General features: G+C 69.1%; 18 protein-coding genes. 14 read left to right on the plus strand and 4 right to left on the minus strand.

The genetic code is table 11. The features are described 5' to 3' along the window. The first annotated feature begins 207 nt into the window (after positions 1 to 207). From PO605_RS03490 to PO605_RS03510, 5 genes are all read left to right on the plus strand, one after another. Positions 208 to 2280 carry a putative bifunctional diguanylate cyclase/phosphodiesterase gene (locus PO605_RS03490; RefSeq protein WP_047475023.1) on the plus strand — a complete coding sequence of 691 codons (2073 nt, stop codon included), beginning with the start codon at positions 208 to 210 and terminating at the stop codon, positions 2278 to 2280. A gap of 3 nt (positions 2281 to 2283) precedes the next feature. Next, complete coding sequence (locus tag PO605_RS03495; RefSeq protein ID WP_016446546.1) at positions 2284 to 3780, plus strand: AMP nucleosidase; 1497 nt, start codon at positions 2284 to 2286, stop codon at positions 3778 to 3780. A 62-nt stretch (positions 3781 to 3842) separates the two neighbouring features. Then, positions 3843 to 5126, plus strand: coding sequence for a GGDEF domain-containing protein (locus PO605_RS03500; protein ID WP_047475021.1), 1284 nt, complete (start codon positions 3843 to 3845; stop codon positions 5124 to 5126). Positions 5127 to 5150: 24 nt separating this feature from the next. After that, positions 5151 to 6092 carry an ATP-binding cassette domain-containing protein gene (locus tag PO605_RS03505; RefSeq protein ID WP_047475019.1) on the plus strand — a complete coding sequence of 314 codons (942 nt, stop codon included), beginning with the start codon at positions 5151 to 5153 and terminating at the stop codon, positions 6090 to 6092. 6 nt (positions 6093 to 6098) lie between these two features. Further along, positions 6099 to 6920: an ABC transporter permease gene (locus tag PO605_RS03510; RefSeq protein ID WP_016446549.1), complete on the plus strand. Its 822-nt coding sequence runs from the start codon at positions 6099 to 6101 to the stop codon at positions 6918 to 6920. A 14-nt stretch (positions 6921 to 6934) separates the two neighbouring features. Here PO605_RS03510 and PO605_RS03515 read toward each other — a convergent pair whose 3' ends face one another. Beyond that, the gene (locus PO605_RS03515) at positions 6935 to 8527 is read right to left on the minus strand and encodes a GMC family oxidoreductase (RefSeq protein WP_272206086.1); all 1593 of its coding nucleotides are present in this window, start codon (positions 8525 to 8527) and stop codon (positions 6935 to 6937) included. Positions 8528 to 8684: 157 nt separating this feature from the next. Here PO605_RS03515 and PO605_RS03520 point away from each other — a divergent pair, with 157 nt between their 5' ends. The 4 genes from PO605_RS03520 (at position 8685) to PO605_RS03535 (ending at position 11503) form a co-directional block, all read left to right on the plus strand. Next, a complete protein-coding gene (locus PO605_RS03520; protein WP_016446551.1) occupies positions 8685 to 9533 on the plus strand; it encodes a 3-hydroxybutyryl-CoA dehydrogenase in 849 nt (282 codons plus the stop codon). Between the two features lie 98 nt (positions 9534 to 9631). Beyond that, positions 9632 to 10447, plus strand: coding sequence for a crotonase/enoyl-CoA hydratase family protein (locus tag PO605_RS03525; RefSeq protein ID WP_034366841.1), 816 nt, complete (start codon positions 9632 to 9634; stop codon positions 10445 to 10447). Between the two features lie 102 nt (positions 10448 to 10549). Beyond that, positions 10550 to 11020 (plus strand): MarR family winged helix-turn-helix transcriptional regulator, encoded by a 471-nt coding sequence (locus tag PO605_RS03530; RefSeq protein WP_047474528.1) that lies wholly within the window; start codon positions 10550 to 10552, stop codon positions 11018 to 11020. A gap of 66 nt (positions 11021 to 11086) precedes the next feature. Next, positions 11087 to 11503 (plus strand): organic hydroperoxide resistance protein, encoded by a 417-nt coding sequence (locus PO605_RS03535; RefSeq protein WP_016451896.1) that lies wholly within the window; start codon positions 11087 to 11089, stop codon positions 11501 to 11503. Here PO605_RS03535 and PO605_RS03540 read toward each other — a convergent pair whose 3' ends face one another. Continuing rightward, positions 11504 to 12256 carry a 2'-5' RNA ligase family protein gene (locus PO605_RS03540; protein ID WP_047474526.1) on the minus strand — a complete coding sequence of 251 codons (753 nt, stop codon included), beginning with the start codon at positions 12254 to 12256 and terminating at the stop codon, positions 11504 to 11506. A 30-nt stretch (positions 12257 to 12286) separates the two neighbouring features. Between PO605_RS03540 and PO605_RS03545 the strand changes: the two genes are divergently transcribed. Together PO605_RS03545 and PO605_RS03550 are read left to right on the plus strand one after the other, a co-directional pair. Then, the gene (locus tag PO605_RS03545) at positions 12287 to 13351 is read left to right on the plus strand and encodes a serine/threonine protein kinase (protein WP_272206087.1); all 1065 of its coding nucleotides are present in this window, start codon (positions 12287 to 12289) and stop codon (positions 13349 to 13351) included. A 116-nt stretch (positions 13352 to 13467) separates the two neighbouring features. After that, positions 13468 to 14418, plus strand: coding sequence for a diguanylate cyclase (locus PO605_RS03550; RefSeq protein ID WP_016446559.1), 951 nt, complete (start codon positions 13468 to 13470; stop codon positions 14416 to 14418). A 74-nt stretch (positions 14419 to 14492) separates the two neighbouring features. Here the strand turns inward: PO605_RS03550 and PO605_RS03555 are convergent, their stop codons facing one another. Next, on the minus strand, positions 14493 to 14960 hold the full coding sequence (locus PO605_RS03555; RefSeq protein WP_272206088.1) for a hypothetical protein: 468 nt from the start codon (positions 14958 to 14960) through the stop codon (positions 14493 to 14495). A gap of 271 nt (positions 14961 to 15231) precedes the next feature. Here PO605_RS03555 and PO605_RS03560 point away from each other — a divergent pair, with 271 nt between their 5' ends. Further along, positions 15232 to 16443, plus strand: coding sequence for an MFS transporter (locus PO605_RS03560; RefSeq protein WP_432430804.1), 1212 nt, complete (start codon positions 15232 to 15234; stop codon positions 16441 to 16443). 28 nt (positions 16444 to 16471) lie between these two features. On the opposite strand, the gene soxR is transcribed toward PO605_RS03560, so the two are convergent. After that, a complete protein-coding gene (soxR, locus tag PO605_RS03565) occupies positions 16472 to 16942 on the minus strand; it encodes a redox-sensitive transcriptional activator SoxR (RefSeq protein WP_017407202.1) in 471 nt (156 codons plus the stop codon). Positions 16943 to 17070: 128 nt separating this feature from the next. Between soxR and PO605_RS03570 the strand changes: the two genes are divergently transcribed. Next, positions 17071 to 17598 carry a RidA family protein gene (locus PO605_RS03570; RefSeq protein WP_034366849.1) on the plus strand — a complete coding sequence of 176 codons (528 nt, stop codon included), beginning with the start codon at positions 17071 to 17073 and terminating at the stop codon, positions 17596 to 17598. Between the two features lie 46 nt (positions 17599 to 17644). After that, on the plus strand, positions 17645 to 18883 hold the full coding sequence (locus PO605_RS03575; RefSeq protein ID WP_272206089.1) for an MFS transporter: 1239 nt from the start codon (positions 17645 to 17647) through the stop codon (positions 18881 to 18883). Positions 18884 to 18904: the final 21 nt, after the last annotated feature.

Raw genomic sequence — 18904 nt, forward strand, 5'->3', positions numbered from 1 at the left:
CGCCCGCAAGGGCTACCACACTGCGCCGCACCGCGCCCGGCCGCGCCTGCCCTTGATGCGGCGCTGCAAAAAAAGACAGGCCGCCACGGCGGCCCCTGATGCCCGACAGCCGCACGCGCCCCCACGCGTCAGCGGCCGCTCACCCTCGCACAAGAGCGCTATCAAAATCTCTGCGATTCCGCTATAAATCCCCAGCGAGGGGGACGCATGCCAGAGAACATCGATGCGCAAGACACGGGGCCCGATGATGCGCTGTTGCGGCTGATAGCAGACACGGCTCCGGCCATGCTGGCCTATTTCGATGCGCGCACGCTGCGCTGCCGCTTCGCCAACATCAACTACGCACGCAATTTCGGCTTGACGCCCGCCGAGGCCGTGGGCAAGACCGTGCGCGAGATCGTGGGCGAGGCCGTGTGGCAGCTCATCGCGCCGCAGGTGGAGCGCGGCCTGCGCGGCGAGCATGTGCGCTACGAGCGCGAGGTGCCCCAGCCGGATGGACCGCCTCGCCATATCGAGTCGCTGCTGATGCCGCACTTCGAGCAGGGCCGGCTGCAGGGCGCCGTGGTGCAGATCACCGACGTGAGCCACCACCACCATGTGGCGCAGAAGGTGCGTGACAGCGAAGAGCGCATGCGCAAGTTCACCGAGGTCACGACCGAGGCCATCGTCATGCACCGCGACGGCCTCATCATCGACGGCAACGAGGCCCTGTCCCGCCTGGCCGGCTACACGCTGGACGAGCTGACCGGCCGCCCCATCCTCGACTACATCTGCCCGGAATTCCGCCTCTACGCACTGCAGTACATGCGCAGCGGCCGCGAGGACCGTTTCGACGGCGCCATCCAGCACAAGGACGGCCACCGCATCCCCGTGGAGATAGAGGCCAAGACCATGCCGGCCGAGGGCGGGCCCTACCGCATCGTGCTGGTGCGCGACATCACGCTGCGCCAGCTGGCCCAGGAGCGCATGGACTTCCTGGCCCAGCACGACCAGCTCACCCAGCTGCCCAACCGGGTGCGCCTGATCCAGATGCTGCGCCAGGCGCTGTCGCTGGCCTCGGTCAAGCAGCGCTCGCTGGCCGTGCTCCTCATCGACCTGGACCATTTCAAGACCATCAACGACTCGCTGGGCCACCAGGCCGGCGACCTGCTGCTGTGCGAGGTCGCCCAGCGCCTGCGCGGCAGCGTGCGCGCCCATGATCTGGTGGCGCGCGTGGGCGGGGACGAATTCGTGGTCGTGCTCACCGATGATCCCGATCCGCAGGAGACCGAGACCCAGGCCAGGCACCTGCAACGCATCATCGAGGCACCCTGCACCATCGACGGCACGCCGCTGGTGGTCTCGCCATGCATGGGCATCGCCATGTACCCGGGCGACGGAAAAAGCGCCGAGGAACTGCTCAACCGCGCCGAAAGCGCCACGCACACGGCCAAGGACAGCGGCCGGCGCAACCTGCAGTTCTACGCACCCGCCCACGGCGGCCAGGCCACCCAGATGCTGATGCAGGAGCAGCAACTGCGCGGCGCGCTGGAGCGCGGCGAGTTCGAGCTGCACTACCAGCCCCAGACCTTCACGGCCGATGGCCGGCTGGCGGGCTTCGAGGCCCTGGTGCGCTGGCGCCACCCGCAGCGCGGCCTGGTGCTGCCCGGCGAGTTCATCGGCTTTGCCGAGGCGCGCGGCCTGATCTCGGCCATAGACCACTGGGTGCTGCGCGAGGCCTGCCGCCAGGCTCGCCAGTGGCAGGACGAGGGGCTGCGGCCCGTACCCCTGTCCGTGAATGTCTCCGCGCTGGAATTTCGCCAGCGCAACATGGCGCGCGAGGTGGCCCTGGTGCTGGAGGAAACCGGCCTGGAAGCGCGCTGGCTGCACATCGAGCTGACAGAGTCCACGCTGATGCACACCAGCGGCCAGGTGCAGGACACCTTGCAGGCGCTGCAGGCCCTGGGCGTGGGCCTGGCCATCGACGACTTCGGCACCGGCTATTCCTCGCTGGCCTATCTGCGCCGCCACCCCATCAACCAGCTCAAGATAGACCGGTCCTTCATCGCCGACGTGCCCGATAGCGAGGACGACACGGCCATCGTCACCGCCATCGTGCAGATGGGCCACAGCCTGCATCTGGACATCGTCGCTGAAGGCGTGGAAACACCTGCCCAATTGGAGCTTTTGCGCGACCTGGGCTGCGGCATGATGCAGGGGTACCTTGTGGCGCCGCCCATGCCGGCCGACAGAGCGCGCGCCTGGCAGTTGCACAACAGTCATCCAGTCCAACGACAATAGCCCATGGTTTCGCTTCACAACCCCTCGCAGGCCTCAAGGGCCGCAGCCACCTTGCACACCGACCCCCAGCGGGCCCTGGAGCACGTACAGCAGATCTACCGGGAGCAGATAGAGCACCTGCGCACGAACATGCAGCGCTTCGTCTCCGGTGAAACCCCGGCCGCCCCCGTCCACGCCTACTACCCCTTCGTGCGCATGCATACGGCCACCGTGTCACGCGCGGACACGCAGCTGGCCTACGGCTTTGTCGAGGGGCCGGGCACGCACGAGGCCACGCTCACGCGGCCCGACCTGTTCTCGCGCTACTACGCCGAGCAGTTCCGCCTGCTGATCAAGAGCCACGGCGTGCCGCTGGAAGTGGGCCTGAGCGACAAGCCCATCCCCATCCACTTCTCGTTTGCCGAGAACGACCACATCGAAGGCACGCTGTCGCGCGAGCGCCGGCAGCTGATGCGCGATGTGTTCGACCTGCCCGACCTCGAGGCCATGGACGACGGCATCGCCAACGGCACCTGGCGCCCCCAGCCGGGCGAGGCCCTGCCGCTGTCGCTGTTCACGGCCCCGCGCGTGGACTATTCGCTGCACCGGCTGCGCCACTACACGGGCACCCAGCCGGAGTGGTTCCAGAACTTCGTGCTGTTCACCAACTACCAGTTCTACATCGACGAGTTCATCCGCCTGGGCCACGCCGAGATGGCCCGGGAGGACAGCGAGTACGTGGCCTTCATCGAGCCCGGCAACGTGGTCACGCGCCGCACCGGCCTGCCGGCCCAGCCCAATGACGAGCTGGGCACGCCGCCGCCGCGCCTGCCGCAGATGCCGGCCTACCACCTGGTGCGCGCCGACCACAGCGGCATCACCATGGTCAACATCGGCGTGGGCCCGGCCAATGCCAAGACCATCACCGACCACATCGCCGTGCTGCGCCCGCACGCCTGGATGATGCTGGGCCACTGCGCGGGCCTGCGCAACAGCCAGCAGCTGGGCGACTACGTTCTGGCCCACGCCTATGTGCGCGAGGACCATGTGCTGGACGAGGAGCTGCCGCTGTGGGTGCCCATTCCCGCGCTGGCCGAAATCCAGCTGGCCCTGCAGCAGGCCGTGGCCGACGTCACGCAGATGGACGGCCCCGACCTCAAGCGCATCATGCGCACCGGCACCGTGGCCAGCACCGACAACCGCAACTGGGAGCTGCTGCCCAACAACCTGCCCCAGCTGCGCTTCAGCCAGAGCCGCGCCGTGGCGCTGGACATGGAAAGCGCCACCATCGCGGCCAACGGCTTCCGCTTCCGCGTGCCCTATGGAACGCTGCTGTGCGTGTCCGACAAGCCGCTGCACGGCGAGATCAAGCTGCCCGGCATGGCCAACCACTTCTACCGCGAGCGCGTGGACCAGCACCTGCGCATCGGCATGCGCGCCATCGACATCCTGCGCGAGGGCGGCACCCAGCGCCTGCACAGCCGCAAGCTGCGCAGCTTCGCGGAGGTGGCGTTCCAGTAGCGCCCCGCCACCGGCCACCTTCTTCCAAGGGCCCCGCTTCGCACCGCCATCCAGGGACGCACATGCCATCCACGCTGCCCACCCTGGATTTTTTCTCCATGACCTCGGTCGTGGCCCTCAACATGATGGCCATGTCAGCCGCCCTGCCGCTGGCCATGGGGCGGCGCGTCAGCGGTGCCGCGCGCCATGCCCAGCATTTCTTCCTGATCCAGGCCGGGGCCTGGATCTTCATCCTCATCGCCAGCCGCCTGCCGCAAGGCCTGCTCTCGCGCGAACTGCTGTCGCTGGGCGCAGCAGCCTGCGCGGCATCGGCACAGTGGCAGATGGCGCGCGCCTTGCGCGAATGGCTGGGGCCCCGGCCGCCCTGGCTGGAACGCGGCCTGATCGCGCTGTGCTTTCTGGGGCCGCTGGGCTTCACCCTGCTGCTGCCCCACTTGTCCTTGCGCACCGGCTGGTTCAGCGCCGCCCACGGACTGAGCCTGCTGGCGCTGGCCGGCCTGTGCCTGGAGCCACGCCGCCCCGTGGCACGCAGCTGGCGCTATCTGATGTGCGGCGTGGCCGTCTTCATGGGGCTGGTACTTCTGGTGCGCAGCTACCTGGCCCTGGCCACGCCCTTCCTGCCCAGCTTCACGGCCGACAGCGGCGCCAACCAGATATTCGCCCTGCTGGTCACGTTGAGCAGCACGCTGCTGATGGTGGCCGTGCTGGTGGCCTGGCGCGACGAGACCAGCCAGCAGCTGCGCGACATGGCCTTGCAGGACATGCTCACCGGCCTGCCCAACCGCCGCGCCCTGCTGGAGCGCGCCCCCGCCATGCTGGCGCATGCCCAGCGCCACCGGCAGGCCCTGGCCCTGGTGATGCTGGACCTGGACCACTTCAAGCATGTCAACGACGAATACGGCCATGCCATGGGCGACCGTACGCTGTGCCTCTTCGCCCGCCTGCTGCAGCAGCAATTGCGCAGTGACGAAATCGCTGCGCGCTGGGGCGGCGAGGAGTTCTGCCTGCTGCTCTACACCACGGACGACGGTGTGGATACCCTGTGCACCCGGCTGCAGTCCGCGCTGCTGCAGGCCTCGACGCAGACGCTGGGCTTCGAAGTCCGCTTCAGTGCCGGCTGCGCCCACGCGCCCCAGGTCTGGGACGGCCTGCGCCTGGAAATGCTGCTGCCCGCCGCCGATGCCGCCCTCTACGCTGCCAAGCGCCGCGGGCGTGACTGCTGGACGCAGGTGCGGCTGAGCCCACCGCAGCAGCAGGCCTGCGCCGATGCGCCTGCTGTATCGGAGACGTCGGAGACGCCGGATGCGCCGGCCAGGCCCGCACTGGCCGCCAAGCCTGCGCGCTAGCCCCGGACCCCAGGAAAACGCTCCATGCCCGCGCTCTTCGACGCCCTGAACCTGCGCAAGCGCTACGGCGACACCACGGTGGTCGATGACCTGTCCTTTTCCATCGCTCCCGGCGAATGCCTGGGCGTGATCGGCCCCAATGGCGCGGGCAAGACCACCACGCTGCGCATCTGCCTGGGCCTGACGGCACCCGATGCGGGCCATGTTCTCTACCACCCCGAAGACGGCTCGCCGCCGCTGCACATGCCTGCCGATGCACTGGCCATCAAGGCGCGGCTGGGCGTGGTCTCGCAGAACGACACGCTGGACCCCGACTTCAGCTGCGCGGAAAACCTGGGCGTCTACGCGCGCTACTTCGGACTGGGTACGGCGCAGATGCGTGACCGCATACCGCAGCTGCTGGACTTCGCGGCGCTGTCGCACAAGGCCGCGGCCAGGCCGGGCGAGTTGTCCGGCGGCATGAAACGGCGCCTGTCCCTGGCGCGCGCCCTGGTCAACGACCCGCGCCTGCTGCTGCTGGACGAACCCACCACGGGCCTGGACCCGCAGGCACGCCACCTGATCTGGGAGCGTCTGCAGTGGCTGCTGCAGCAGGGCAAGGCCATCTTGCTGACCACGCATTTCATGGACGAGGCCGAGCGCCTGTGCTCCCGGCTGCTGGTGCTGGACCACGGCCGCAAGATCGCCGAAGGCTGCCCGCGCGAACTCATCGCCGAGCACCTGGAGCCCGAAGTGGTCGAGGCCTACGGCAACGGCGCCCTGGGCCTGGCGCATGACGCGGCACTGCGCCCACTGGCCGGGCGCACCGAGGTCAGTGGCGACACCGTCTTCTTCTATACGCACGACGCGCGCCCGCTGCTGCAGGCGCTGGCCGCGCACAGCCACCTGCGCACCCTGCACCGCCCGGCCAACCTGGAGGACCTGTTCCTCAAGCTCACCGGCCGACAGATCAGAACCGACGGCTGAACCACCATGACCGAACCCGCATCGGACACCCCCAGCATCTGGCGCCCGCCCGACCTGTCGCTGCGCTGGTGGCCGGTGTTCCTGCGCAACCTGCTGGTGTGGCGCAAGCTGGCCCTGCCCAGCCTGATCGGCAACATCGCCGAGCCGCTGATGTGGCTGGTGGCCTTCGGCTACGGCATGGGCGCCTTGGTGGGCGAGGTCACCGTGGGCACCACGGGCCGGCAGGTGCCCTACATCCTGTTCCTGGCCAGCGGCTCCATCTGCATGAGCGCCATGAATGCCGCCAGCTTCGAGGCGCTGTACTCGGCCTTCTCGCGCATGCATGTGCAAAAGACCTGGGACGGCATCATGAACGCGCCCATCAGCCTGGACAGCGTGCTGCTGGCCGAGATGCTCTGGGCCGCCTTCAAGGCGCTGTTCACGGTCACCGCCATCCTGGGCGTGATGCTGGCGCTGGGCATCAGCCATTCGCCCAGGCTGCTGGTGGCCTGGCCCGTGCTGCTGTGCGTGGGCATCATGTTCTCCAGCATCGCGCTGATCTTCAACGCCCTGGCCAAGGGCTATGACTTCTTCACCTACTACTTCACCCTGGTGCTCACGCCCATGATGTTCCTGTCCGGCGTGTTCTTCCCGCGCGAGCAGCTGCCCGAGGCCGTGCGCCTGGCCTCGGACTGGCTGCCGCTGACCAATGCCGTGGAGCTGGTGCGCCCGCTGTTCATGGACGAGTGGCCGGCCCACCCGCTGCGCCACGGCCTGGTGCTGGCCGCCACCACGGTGGCGGCCTACTGGTTTGCGCTGGCGATGACGCGCAGGCGCTTCAGGGCCTGAGATCCGGCCGTTCTTCAGCGCGCTGCGGCCCGGATCATGTCCACCGCCTTCTCCGCGATCATCACCGTGGGCGCATTGGTGTTGCCGCTGACGATGCGCGGCATGACCGAGGCATCGACCACGCGCAGGCCCTTGATGCCGTAGACGCGCAGCTGCGCATCGACCACGTCCATGGGCCCCGGCCCCATGCGGCAGCTGCCCACGGGGTGGTAGATGGTGTCGGCATGGCTGCGGATGAAGGCCTCGATGCCCGCATCGTCCTGCGCGCCGGCCGAGGCCGGCATCTCGCGCCCGCCCAGGGCCGCCAGCGCCGGCTGGGCCAGGATCTCGCGGGCGCGGCGCACGCCGTTCACCATGCGCCGCAGGTCCTGCGCGTCGGAGAAAAAGGCCGGATCCACCAGCGGCAGGGCCAGCGGGTCGGCACTGGCCAGGCGCAGGCTGCCGCGGCTGGCCGGCTGCAGCACGCAGACATGCAGGGAATAGCCGTGGCCCCAGACCGTCTTGCGCCCGTGGTCCACCAGCTTGGCCACCACGAAGTGCAGCTGCAGGTCGGGCGCAGCCTCGCCGGGGCTGCTGCGGATGAAGCCGCCCGCCTCGGCAAAGTTGGTGGTCAGCATGCCGCGCCGCTGGCTGCGCCATTGGCCCACGGCGGCCAGCAATCTGCGCGCACCGCCCAGTGACAGGCCGAAGCTGTCGGTCAGCTGCGCGCCATCGACCACCAGCACCACATCCGGGTGGTCATGCAGATGGGCGCCCACGCCGGGCAGGTGGTGGACCACATCGATGCCCAGCGAACGCAGGTGATCGCCCGGCCCCACGCCAGACAGCATCAGCAGCTGCGGCGACAGCAGCGCGCCGCCGCTGAGCAGCACCTCGCGCCGGCAGTGCAGTTGCTGCACCGTACCGCCCTGCAGGTACTCCACGCCCACGGCGCGCCGGCCCTCGAACAGAATGCGCAGCACCTGGGCACCCGTTTCCACGCGCAGATTGGGCCTGGCACGGTGCGGCGCCAGATAGGCCTTGGCGACGTGGTGGCGCTCGCCGTTGCGCTGGGAGACCTGGTACAGGCCCACACCCTCCTGCGCCTGGCCGTTGAAATCCGCGTTGTGCGCATGGCCGGCCTGCACGCCCGCCTGCACGAAGGCCCGGGACAGCGGGTTGGGATCGCGCAGCTCGGCCACGTTCAGCGGCCCGCCCGTGCCGTGCCAGGCGTCGGCGCCGCGTTCGTTGTGCTCGGCGCGCAGGAAGTAGGGCAAGACTTCGCTCCAGCTCCAGCCCGGATTGCCCTGGGCGGCCCAGTGGTCGTAGTCGGCCGGCTGGCCGCGCACATAGACCATGGCGTTGACCGCGCTGGAGCCGCCCAGCACCTTGCCGCGCGGCTGGTGGCCACGCCGCCCGCCCAGGCCCGGCTGCGGCACGGTGGACAGGCCCCAGCTGTGGCGCCCGCCCTTGGCCATGGCGGCCATGCCTGCCGGACAGTGGATGAGCACGCTGGAGTCGGCCGGCCCGGCCTCCAGCAGCGCCACCTGCGTCTGCGCATCCTCGCTGAGCCGCCCGGCCAGCACCGAGCCCGCCGAGCCGCCTCCGATCACGATGTAGTCCAGCATGCCTCCCCCTCCCCTGCGGTGTAGCCATCCACTGTTGCAGTCGCCTGCGCGGCGCCGCAAGCCGGGGCAAACCCGGTGGATGCTCCGAATCCCGCTACGATCGCTGGATCGCATTCACGTTCGCATTCACTTTGTTCGTTTGAGGAGACTGACAGTCATGGCAATTCAAACCGTAGGCATCATCGGCGCAGGCACCATGGGCAACGGCATCGCGCAGGCCTGCGCGGTATCGGGCATCGACGTGGTCATGGTGGACATCTCCGATGCCGCCGTCCAGAAGGGCGTGGCCACCGTCTCGGGCAGCCTGGACCGCCTGATCAAGAAGGAAAAGCTGACCGAGGCCGACAAGGCCGCCGCCCTGGCCCGCATCAAGACATCGACCGACTACGCGGCGCTCAAGGGCGCGCAACTGGTCATCGAGGCCGCCACCGAGAACTACGAGCTCAAGGTCAAGATCCTCAAGCAGCTGGACGCCCTGCTGGATGCCGACGTCATCGTCGCCACCAACACCTCGTCCATCTCCATCACCCAGCTGGCCGCCGTGACGGGCCGTGCCGACAAGTTCATCGGCATGCACTTCTTCAACCCCGTGCCCATGATGGCGCTGGTGGAGATCATCGTCGGCCTGCAGACCAGCGACGAGACGCACGCCACGGTCAAGGAACTGTCCGAGCGCCTGGGCAAGAGCCCCATCACCGTGAAGAATGCCCCCGGCTTCGTGGTCAACCGCATCCTGGTGCCCATGATCAACGAGGCCTTCTTCGTGCTGGCCGAAGGCCTGGCATCGGCCGAGGACATCGACGCCGGCATGAAGCTGGGCTGCAACCAGCCTATCGGCCCGCTGGCCCTGGCCGACATGATCGGCCTGGACGTGTGCCTGGCCGTGATGGAGGTCTACCTCAAGGAATTCGGCGACAGCAAGTACCGTCCCTGCCCCCTGCTCAAGGAAATGGTCGCCGCCGGCCGCCTGGGCCGCAAGACGGGCCGCGGCGTGTACAGCTACTGATACACGGCCTTTGCCTGCCGGCCCGCACGGGCCGGCCGTCTTCTGCGCGACTGCGCCCTCCAGCGGCCTGCTCTAAGGTCCATGCGCAGGAGACACGCATGGACATCAACACCCCCACCCCGCCGCCCGAAGGCTGCATCAGCTGCGAAGTGCGCGGCCATGTGCTGCTGATCGGCATCAACCGCCCCGCCAAGCGCAACGGCTGGACGCCCCCCATGTTCCAGCAGCTGGCCGAGGCCTATACCCGGCTGGACGACGACCCGCAATTGCGCGTGGGCGTGCTGCATGCGTTCGGCAGCCATTTCACGGCGGGGCTGGACCTGCCGGTGATGGCGGAGTACCTGCGCTCGGGCAGGAAGGCCATCCCGCAAGGCCTGGTGGAGCCGCACGACTACGGCCTGGTCGGCTACCGGCGCCGCGCCAAGCCCATGGTGGTGGCGGTCAAGGGCATTTGCTTCACGGTGGGCATCGAGCTGATGCTGGGCGCCGACATCGTGGTCGCGGCCGATGACTGCCGCTTTTCCCAGCTGGAGGTGCAGCGCTGCATCATGCCCACGGGCGGCGCCACGCTGCGCATGGCCGAACGTGCGGGCGTGGGCAATGCCATGCTGCACCTGCTGACGGCCGACGAATTCGACAGCGCCGAGGCCTATCGCCTGAACTTCGTGCAGAAGGTGGTGCCGGCCGGCCAGGAGCTGGCCGAGGCGCTGCGCATTGCCGAGCGGATTGCAGCCCAGGCCCCGCAGGCCGTGGTGGCCACGCGGCTCAATGTGCTCAAGGCCATCGAGCTGGGCCAGGCCGCCGCCGTGGCCGACTTCATTCCCGTGCAGCAGCGCCTGGCCAGCAGCGAGGATGCGGCCGAGGGCGTGCGCTCCTTCATCGAAAAACGCCCCGCGCGCTTCACGGGCCGATAGGCCCCCTCGGTCCCTCGACCCCTGCGGATCTTCACCTTCCGATCCGAAGGGGTTTTTCAAATTAAGTTGTGCACAATTTAATTGACAGCAATAATTCAACCCATGCCCAGCAGCCACCCCCTTCCTCTCGACAGCTCCGAGCTTCTGCGCCTGGACAACCAGGTCTGCTTCGCGCTGTACTCGGCATCGCTGGCCATGACCAAGCTGTACAAGCCCCTGCTCGATGGCATCGGCCTGACCTATCCGCAGTACCTGGTGATGCTGGTGCTGTGGGAGCGCGACGGCCTGACCGTGTCCGAGATCGGCGAACAGCTGTATCTGGATTCGGGCACGCTGACCCCGTTGCTCAAGCGCCTGGAAGGCGCGGGCCTGCTGGAGCGGGTGCGCGATGCGCAGGACGAGAGGCGCGTGCGCATCACGCTCACCTCGCAAGGCCGGGCGCTGCGCGATGCGGCTGAAAAGATTCCCGCCTGCGTGCTGCAGAGCACGCAGTGCACGCTGCCCGAGTTGCAGGCGCTGACGCAGCAACTGGGCGCACTGCGCCAGCGGCTGGTGCCGCGCCGCAGCGATTGACGACCACCCGCAGACGATTTCCTCCACCCGTCCGCACGCCGGACAACTTTGCAAAAGGAAGACACCATGGCCCAGCTCGAAAAAGTCCTGTACACCGCACGTGCCCACACCACCGGCGGCCGCGACGGCGCCTCGCGCACCGATGACGGACGCCTGGATGTGACCCTGTCCTCGCCGGGCACCAGCGGCACGGGCACCAACCCCGAGCAACTGTTCGCCGCCGGCTACTCGGCCTGCTTCATCGGCGCCATCAAGGCCGTGGCCGGCAAGCAGAAGATCAGCCTGCCCCAGGACCTGGCCATCGACGCCGAAGTGGACCTGGGCACCATCCCCAACGCCTACGGCATCGCCGCGCGCCTGAAGGTCAGCCTGCCCGGCATGGACAGGGCCGCCGCCCAGGCCCTGGTGGACGCGGCCCACCAGGTCTGCCCCTACTCCAACGCCACGCGCGGCAACATCGACGTGCAGATCACCCTGGCCTGATCAGGCCCAGTCCGGCCTCTGCAGCCAGTGCAGCCTGCGGCCCAGGAGGTCGTAGCGGGCGTGGCAGGTCAACGGCCCGTGCAGCACATCGGCTGCATAGCTGACCAGCGCGATCTCGCCCACGGCGGCCTGCCAGTGCTCCTGCATTGGCAGGCCGCTCATCCATTGCAGCACCTGGTCACGGGGCCAGGCAGCGCTCCAGGCGCCCAGCGTCACATGGGGCACGTAGGGGCGCATCGCCTCGGTCAGCACCAGCCCTGGCCCTGTCTGCGCGAGTACGCCATGCAGTCCGTGCAGCGTGCAGCCGTCCGGCCTGCCGTCGCGCACCTGAAGGTAGGGCGCCAGCTCGAAACTTCCCCAGCCACCGAACTCCAGCTGCAGCGGCGCGGCCGGCAGGTGCTGCAGCGCGAGCAGGTCGCGCGACAGTTGCGCCGCGCCGTAGGCCTGCGGCAGTTGCGCACCGCCATCCAGAAAGCCCGCGGTGGCCAGGGTCACGTGCAGTTGCCGCTGGCAGTGCGGGACCAGCGCCGCGCCCAGCCAGCGGCGTGCCTGCGCACAGGCGGCTTGCACTGCGTCGCGCACAGGCGGGGCCAGCGCCTGCATCGTCACCACCCAGACCGCATAGCGGCCACGGCCGAGGTGCCAGGCGCTCCAGTCGTCGGATGGCCCGGCCGCACTGGCGATGGCATGGGATTGCAGGAAGTGGGGCAGCAGCGGCACGGCGGGCGGATCGGCGTTGTCGGGCGGACGCAAAGCTTAAGCCAGCCCGGCGACAATCGCCCCATGTCTGCCACACCATACGATCCTGATCTGAGTGCCGTCCCCGATGCCGGTTCGCACGCCTATGCCCGGCTCACGCCCGACGCCGTGCTCGACGCACTGGCCTCGGTCGGCCTGTGGGGCGATGGCCGGCTCACGGCCCTGGCCTCCTACGAAAACCGCGTCTACCAGGCCGTGCTGGAGGACGGCGAACGCGTGGTGCTGAAGTTCTACCGCCCGGGCCGCTGGAGCCGCGATCAGATCCTGGAGGAGCACGCCTTCAGCGCCGAGCTGACGGCCGCCGAAGTGCCTGCCGTGCCCCCGCTGGTGCTGGAAGGTGCCACGCTGCACAGCTATGCGGGCTTTGATTTCTCGGTCAGCCCGTGGCGCGGTGGCCGCCCGCCCGAGCTGGACGATTTCGAGGTGCTGGAGTGGACCGGGCGCTTCCTGGCCCGCATCCACACCGTGGGCGAAGCCCGCCCGTTTGTGCACCGGCCCGCGCTGGACCTGGCCACCTTCGGCCACGACTCCATGCAATGGCTGCTGGACCGGAAAATGATTCCGCTGGAGGTGGAATCCACCTGGAAAGCCGCCTGCCAGCGCGCCCTTGAGCTGATGGCACCCGCTGCCGACGGCCTGAGCGCAGCCGGCCACTTCGGCCTGCACAGCGCGCGCACGCTGCGCCTGCACGGCGACTGCCATCCCGGCAACGTGCTGTGGACGCCGCTGGACGACGAAGGCCATGGCGGCCCGCATTTCGTGGACCTGGACGATGCGCGCACGGGCCCGGCCGTGCAGGACCTGTGTATGCTGCTGTCGGGCGACCGCAGCCAGCGCACGCGCCAGCTGGGGGCCCTGCTGGATGGCTATGAGCAGTTCCGCCCCTTCGACCGCCGCGAGCTGGCCCTGATCGAGCCGCTGCGCACGCTGCGCCTCATCCACTACAGCGCCTGGCTGGCGCGACGCCAGGACGACCCGATCTTTGCCATCAACTTCCCCTGGTTCGGCACGCCCGACTACTGGCGCGGACAGGTGGACATGCTCAACGAGCAGATCGAGGCGATGCAGGAAGAGCCTCTATACGCCTGAGGCCACCGGGCCTCCTGCCTGCCGAAGACAGAGATCTTTACAAATTGTCCACACCCCCTGCGCCCTATCCAGGGCTGCGGGTTCCGGGGTATTCTCGGCCCGAAATCCCACCGGCCATGCCCTACTCCGCCTTCCCCCCTACGCTGCCCAACCCGCTACAGCCCTTGCCTGCCGGGCAGAAGGTGCTTGTGGTGGACGACGTCCCGGACAACGCCGCCATCATCTGCCAGGTGATCAAGGATCTGTGCAGCGTGCTCATGGCCCACACGGGCGAGGACGCGCTGACCCTGGCCCGCCAGTACCTGCCCGACCTCATCCTGCTGGACATCCGCATGCCCGAGATGGACGGCTTCGAGGTCTGCCGGCGCCTGAAGGCGGACCTGGAAACCGCCCACATCCCCGTCATCTTTCTCACGGCGCTGACCGAGCCCCATTGCGAGGAACTGGGACTGAACCTGGGCGCGGTGGATTTCGTGACCAAGCCCTTTCGCCCGCCCGTGCTCAAGGCGCGTGTGCGCACGCATCTGGAGATTGCACAGCAGCGCAAGATGCTGCAGCTGCTCTCGCACAGCGACGGGCTGACGGGCACGGCCAACCGGCGCTTTTTCGGCGCCCAGCTGGAGCGCGAGTTCATGCGCCTGCAGCGGCTGGGCGAGCCGCTGTCGCTGGTGATGATCGATGTGGACCACTTCAAGGCCTACAACGACCACTACGGCCATCTGGTCGGCGATGAATGCCTGAGCCAGCTGTCCCAGGCCATACAGGGCGCGCTGCACCGGCCTGGCGACCTGCTGGCGCGCTATGGCGGCGAGGAATTCGTCTGCCTGCTGCCCCATACGGCGCTGGACGGCGCGGTGCTGGTTGCGCAGGGCATCGTCGATGCGCTCAGGGCGCTGGACCTGCCTCACGCCGCCTCGCCCCTGGGCCATGCGCTGACCGTCAGCCTGGGTGTGGCCAGCATGGCGCCTTCGCCCGACAACAGCGCCGACCAATTGCTGGCCGATGCCGACCGGCGCCTGTACCTCGCCAAGAACGCGGGCCGGGACCGTATCGTCTGGGCGGGGTGAACCGAAGTACCCCCTGAGCGGCTGCGCTAGGCTGGGCCAGGCGCACCTTCCAGGGCGACGCATACGCTTAAGCGTTAGCAACGCCCGTCGACGCGGCAGGCCGGTACGACCTGACCGCTGGCGTCGCGCCATTGCAGCTGGCCGGCGGGGGTCTGGGAGGGCGCTGCAGGTGCGGGCTCCTGCGGTGTTTGGGTGGCGGAGCGCTGCGGGTCGTGCAGCAAGGTGGACGAGCCCACGCCCATACCCACCCGCGCGCCGCCCACGCCCGTGGAGGCGCCCACGCCGGCGCTGCCCAGGACCTGGCCACTCTGGTTGACGCCCACGCCAACGCCCAGCGGCCCCACGCCCGTGCCGACACCGGCGCTCAGCCCGCCGCTGCCCAGCCCGACGCCCACCGATACCGGGCCGACGGGAATGCCTATGCCCACGCCGCCGCCTACCGAGCCGCAACCGGCCAGCAGCAGCAAGCATGCGGCAAGCGCGGCACCAGCCGCCTTGCGCAATGGCGGGCAGGTGATGAAGGCGGTAGGTGGAACTGGCATGCCGGACTCTCTGGACAAGGGAAAACACAGGGACGGCCACAGGGTACACCCACCCGCCTGGCGCACGATGCCAGCGGTATGCCCGGGTGCATGCCAGGGGCTCGGAGGCGGCGAAACACCCAGGACACGCGGGTTTCTTAGAATTCACCCATTGGCCTGCGGGTCATTCCAGATTCCATGCGCTCCCGGACAGTGCCGCGGCGCCTCGGGGCGCAAGGCCTGCGCGGCGCCTCTTTCCCTCGCTTTCGTCTTCTTCGCGTTCCCTTTTTCTATGCAAACCCGTTGGCCGCCCTATGCGTGGGTGTGTTTTTCCATGTGCGTGGGTGTCATGGGCACGGCCCTGGCCAGCCCGCTGTACCCGCTGTACCAGCAGGCCTGGGGGCTGCAGCCCAGCCACATCACGCAGATCTTCGTGGCCTACATGTTCGGCGCACTGGCCAGCCTGCTGTTCCTGGGCCGGCTGACCGACCGCTTCGGCTTTGTCGCCGTGCTGCGCGCCGGGCTGATCCTGATGACGCTGGGCGTGCTGGCCTCCACCGTGGCCTGGAACGTGCCCAGCTTTGCGTTGGGCCGCGTGGTGATCGGCGTGGCTTCGGGGCTGATCACCACCTCGGCCTCGGTGGGCATGACCCGGCTCAACAACCGGGGCGACCTGCAGCGTGCCGCGGCCACGACCAGCCTGACCATTGCCTTCGGCTTCGGGCTGGGCCCCGTGGTGGGCGGGCTGATCGCGCAGTGGCTGCCCTGGCCGCTGGTCACGGCCTACATTCCGTCGCTGGGGCTGGGCCTGCTGGCCGTCTATGCGCTGTACCAGGTGCGCATTGCCGAGCCGGCGGAGCTGGCCTCCACCCAGGCACGCGCGCTGCACTGGCGTGATTTCATGCCCACCATCACCCTGCCCGAGCGCCGCTTTGCGCGCCACTACGCGCTGGGCGGCATGTGTGCGTTCTGCGCCTTCGGCATGTTCAGCCTGTTCGCATCGCTGGCGCCCAGCTTCATGCAGCGCATGGTGCCCTGGCATGGGCCGGCCGTTTCGGGCCTGTCCATCGGCGTGATCCTGTTCCTCTCGGCGGGCTTCCAGTACCTGGCGCGCCCGCGCCCGACCAAGGGCTCGGCCATTCTGGGCTTTGCCTGCCTGGTGGCCTGCAACCTCCTGCTGCTGGTCAACAGCTTTGCGGGCTCGGCCCTGCTGTTCGCGCTCAGCGTGATCGCCACGGCGGCGGGCCACGGCCTGTGCAACCTGGCGGGCATGTCCATCGTCAACAAGGTCTCGACACCGGCCACGCGCACGGGCCTGCTGTCCACCTACCTGGTGGTCGGCTACCTGGGCACCATCGTGCCCATCCTGGGCCTGGGCTGGCTTTCGGACCACATCGGCATCACCGAGGCCCTGGTCGCCTACTGCATCGTCATGGGCGTGCTGGCCGGCTGGCTGTGCTGGATGTGCACGCGCACGCCCACGCTGCCCATGCCCAAGCACTAGGACCTGTTCACGCCCAAGCGCAGGCTGTTCAGCGAAAGTGCGGCCCCGGCCCGTCCTTGGCCAGGCAATCGCCGTCATTGCGCAGCGGGCAGACCTTGAGGGACAGGCAGCCGCAGCCAATGCAGCCGTCGATCTGGTCGCGCAGCTGGGTCAGCCCCTGGATGCGCGCATCCAGCGCATGGCGCCAGCGTGCGGACAGCGCGCTCCAGTCGGCCTGCGTGGGTGTGCGGCCGCTGGGCAGCTCCTGCAGCGCCTCGGCAATCTCGGCCAGCGGCACGCCCATGCGCTGGGCCACCCTGATGACGGCCACGCGCCGCAGCACGGCACGCGCATAGCGGCGCTGGTTGCCGGGCGTGCGCAGGCTCTCGATCAGCCCCTGGCGCTCGTAGAAATGCAGGGCCGAGACGGAGATGCCACTGCGCCGGGCCACTTCGCCCACGGAGAGGATGGCCGGCCCGTCATGGTCGGACGCGGTGACACCGGCAGAAGACAGATTCATGGCAGCAGAAAATAGGCGCAGGAAAAATAGGTCCAAGCAGGCCTGCATTTGACCTCAACTTTGGTTGAGGTTTCACACTGGCAAGCCTCGCCGGTCCAGCCGGCGCACTTTCGGACTCCAGGCCCACCATGCAACACGACGCACTTCCAGCCGCCTCGGCACAGCCCGCCGCTTCCACGGCCCCGCAACTGCACCATCTGCAGCCCGCCGGTCTCTACGACGCCACGCCCAACGGCTACACCCATGTGGTCACCGTGCACGGGCCGGCGCAATGGGCCTTCGTCTCGGGCCAGGGCGGCGAGAACCAGGCGGGCGACTTGCCCGACAGCTTCGCGGCCCAGGCGCAGCAGGCCCTGTCCAACCTCAAGCTGGCGCTGCAGGCGGCGGGCGCGGACATGGGCCAGGTGGTCAAGCTGACCCTGCTCATCGTGGACCACTCGGAGGCCCGCTTCAACGACTGGCAGGCCGCCGTGCGCCTGCATTGGAGCGACGGTGCCCCCGGCGATGGCGCCCCCAGCAATACCCTGCCGCGCTTTCCGGCCTGCACCCTGATCCCCGTGCCCCGGCTGGCCCTGCCCGGCATGCTGATCGAGGTCGATGCCGTGGCCGCACTGCCCGCCACCGCCCAGCCGGCGCGGCCGCCGCTGTGGGTCTGAGCCATCCGCTTGCCACCCATCAGCAGATACCACAGGCATTCGTCCGATGAACAGATCCTCCCCGGCCTCCGCCCTGCCCTCGCCGCCCATGCAGGCCACCGCCGCGCCCGTGCTGCCCCAGAGCACCCTGCTGCTCATGGCCACGGCCTGCGGCCTGTGCGCGGGCGCCAATTACTTCAACCAGCCGCTGCTGCACTCCATCGCCATCGACCTGGGCATCAGCGAGGCGCGTGCCTCACTGACAGTGACCATGGCCCAGGTCTCCTATGCGCTGGGACTGCTGCTGCTCGTGCCGCTGGGCGACATGCTGGAACGCCGCCGCCTGGTGCTGGGCCGGATGCTGCTGGCCGCACTGGGCATGCTGGCCAGCGGCATGGCGCACAGCTTTGCGCTGCTGGCGGCGGGCACGCTGATGACGGGGCTGTTCTCGGTCGCGGCCCAGGTGCTGGTGCCCATGGCGGCCAGCTTTGCGGCGCCCGGCGCCAGCGGGCGCGCCGTGGGCCTGGTCATGAGCGGGCTGCTGATCGGCATCCTGGCCTCGCGCAGCGTGGCCGGCGTGCTCTCGGACCTGGGCGGCTGGAATGCCGTGTACTGGGTCGGTGCCCTGGCCACGGCCGGCGTGGCCCTGCTGCTGCGGCGCGCGCTGCCGCTGGCGCAGCCGGCCCAGCGCATCGGCTATGGCGCGGTGATGCGCTCCCTGCTCACGCTGGCGCGCGAGCAGCCGCGCCTGCGCAGCCGGGCGCTGATCGGCGGCATGGGCTTTGCCACGGTGAGCGTGCTGTTCTCCACCATGGCACTGCTGCTGGCCGGGCCGGGCTACGGGTTCGGCGATGCGCAGATCGGCCTCATCGGCCTGGTCGGCGTGGCCGGCGCCCTCATGGCCAACATGGCCGGCCGGCTGGCCGACCGGGGGCTGGAGCAGCGCACCACGCTGGCCGGCGGCCTGCTCATGCTGGCGGGCTGGGGGGCGCTGTGGCTGGGCGGCACCAGCCTGTGGTGGTTCCTGGCGGGGCTGCTCATCGTCGATGCCGCGCTGCAGGCCCTGCACATCAGCAACCAGAACGTGATCTACGCGCTGGCGCCTTCGGCGCGATCGCGCATCAATGCGGTCTACATGACGGGGTACTTCATCGGCGCCTCGCTGGGCTCGGCCGTGGGCTCGACGGTGTGGCTGCACTGGGGATGGACGGGTGCCGGCGTTGCAGGCCTGGCCCTGAGCCTGTGCACGCTGGCCGTGGTCGCCTGGGACAGAAGCCTGGCGCGCCAGGCCAAGGCACGGGCGTAGGGCATCGCACCAACCTGCGGC

The sequence above is a fragment of the Delftia sp. DT-2 genome (assembly GCF_028401915.1).
Taxonomy (GTDB): Bacteria; Pseudomonadota; Gammaproteobacteria; order Burkholderiales; family Burkholderiaceae_C; genus Comamonas; species Comamonas tsuruhatensis.